The sequence below is a fragment of the Streptomyces sp. UNOC14_S4 genome (assembly GCF_020740835.1).
Classification (GTDB): Bacteria; Actinomycetota; Actinomycetes; order Streptomycetales; family Streptomycetaceae; genus Streptomyces.
Window position 1 is genome coordinate 1 of sequence record NZ_JAINFC010000801.1, and the last position, 2,297, is coordinate 2,297.

At 73.6% G+C, this 2,297-nt stretch carries 1 protein-coding gene and 1 pseudogene; both read right to left on the reverse strand.

Annotation, left to right across the window (positions count from 1 at the left end):
* Nucleotides 1-108: 108 nt before the first annotated feature.
* The gene (locus K6I34_RS35890) at nt 109-939 is read right to left on the reverse strand and encodes a 2-amino-3,7-dideoxy-D-threo-hept-6-ulosonate synthase (protein WP_374231112.1); all 831 of its coding nucleotides are present in this window, start codon (nt 937-939) and stop codon (nt 109-111) included.
* Nucleotides 940-980: 41 nt separating this feature from the next.
* Nucleotides 981-2,297: pseudogene (locus tag K6I34_RS35895) on the reverse strand (FAD-binding protein); the annotation flags it as partial.

A 2,297-nucleotide genomic window follows, 5' to 3' on the forward strand; every position in this document is an offset into this window, starting at 1 on the left:
CCGCGTGGCAGCGGGGCGCAGTCAACCGCCCCAGTACCGCCTAGCGGTACCGGACGCAGGAAACCACAGTGGGGCATCACGTCTCACTCTGCCTGCAAGCCTGGCCCTTCAGGGCCAGGTAGTTGACAGTGCTCCTGCCGTCTGAGGTAATGCCGCCGGCCCAGGGGCGAGCCGGCGGCCGTGGACGATCGTGGCCAGTTCGCGGACGGTCTCCCGGGGGGACGGGCTGCTGAACACCCGCCGCCCCACCGCCAGTCCGCGGCAGCCGGTGCCGAGCGCGGCCGCGGCGAAGTCGGCGAGGCCGACGTCCGTACCGCCGCCGCCCGCGACGACGACCGGCAGCGGAGAGCTCGCGACCACCTCCGCCATACGCTCCGGCGGAGAGGCGAGCACGGTCTTGACGAGATCGGCCCCGAGGTCCGCCGCGATGTTGACGGCGTGGGCGAGCAACTCGGGTGCCGCCGGGGCGCTGACGCGCGGGCCCCGCGGATACACCATGGCCATCAGCGGCATCCCCCACCGGTCGCACGCCGCCGCGACGGCACCGAGATCCGCCAGCTGTGCCGCCTCGGTGTCCGACCCGACATTGACGTGCACGCTGACGGCGTCGGCACCCAGCCGGACCGCCTCCGAGACCTCGCCCACCAGGACCTTGGCATCGACATCCGGCGCGCGCGCCGTGCTCGCGCTCAGGTGCACCACCAGCGCGCACCGCGTCAGCAGCCGTGGCGGGATCGTCCGCGCCCTCCCCTTGTGCACGACGATGCCGTCGGCACCCCCCTCGACGATGTCCTCCACGAGCGCGGAGAGACCGGCGACGGTGGAGATGGGGCCGTCGGAAACGGAGTGGTCCAGTGGGACGAAGAGAAAACGGTCGTCGGCCGCCCGTGACAACCTCGCCAGGCGTAACGACTTTCCGGTGAGCGGCAACCTCGGCACGGCATACCTCTTCTTCAGGGGCTTCAGGGTCTTCGGCTTCTTCACGTTCTTCGCGTCCAAGTGATCCGGTTGCGACAAGGTACGGGCGCCGCGTCGGGCGTGTGCGCGGCGCGCAGGCTCGCCCTGGCGATCGCGTCCGCGTCGCCGAGGATCACCGAGTTCACCCCGGGGCGGACCCCGGCGGCGGTGGCCCAGTGCACGCCCTCGGTGGGCACGCCGAACGCGAAGCGCCGCGGATGGACCCGCCCGCGGGCGTCGACCAGCCGGTAGGGCGGCCCGGTGACGGTCAGCCCTCCGATCCGGTGGAACCGCCCCGGCCCGTCGGGGATCCGGTACGGCAGGCACTGGCCCGCGGCCATCAGATGACCGATCAGGGGGTCGGTGGTGTGCCGGATGTCCACCTCCGGCATGCGGGCCTCGATCAGCGTCCCGGCCCGCACCGCGCCCCCGGGCACGGTGTCGGAGGACAGCCGGAAGCCCGCGCCGCCCGGCTCGGTCCCGACCCGCAGCCCCGGCCCCATCACCCGCAGCACCCCGGCCTCGACGAGCGCGACCGCCTCGGCGACCCGCCGGGCCGGCGGCCCGATCGACAGGAAGGCGTTGAGCGGGGTGTACCAGCCCTGCAGCTCGTCGCGGTAGGAGCGGCCGGTCAGCCCGCTGTGATCGACGGCGAGCCGGATCTCGTTGCGCAGGTCCCGCAGGACGTCCACCGCCGCCTTGAGCGGACTGTCCACATTGCCGCGCCGCGCCTCGGCGACATCGGCCTTCAGGTGGTCCAGGAGCCACGCGCGGTACTCGGCGTGGTCGGCGAACGACCGCCCGCCGTACGGCCGGGCCAGCCGTTCCCAGTCCCACCGGTCACCAGGAGGGATCCCGAAGTCGTCAAGCACCGTCTCCCCCGCGGCCTCGTCCTTCGCCACCGCGGGCAGGTACTGCCGGAGGAAGCGGTCCCGGTCGCCGGGCGACCCCCGCTCGGCGACCAGGGCCGCGTGGTACACCGCCAGCACCTCCAGGGTGATCAGCGGCCAGACGTCGCGCCGGAATTCGAGCGAAGTGCCGCCGCACCGGGCCCGTTCCCGCAGGGTGCCGATCAGGTCCGGCGTGAGGAAGCGCGGCTCGTGCCGCCCCCACGGGCCCTTCTGGTTCTCACCGCGCGCGTGATACGGCACCCCCCGCCGCGAACCCGCGTGGAGCACCGGCTCCCGCCCCGACCGGTGGTACACCAGCCCGTCGGAGCCCGGCGCCGCCCGGGTGAACCGGCCGCCGCGGCCCTCGGTCAGGAGGATCATGTAGTCGAAGAAGTTGAGCCCCATGCCCCGCAGCCCCACCGCCTCACCCGGCCGCACCCCCGTCAGGTC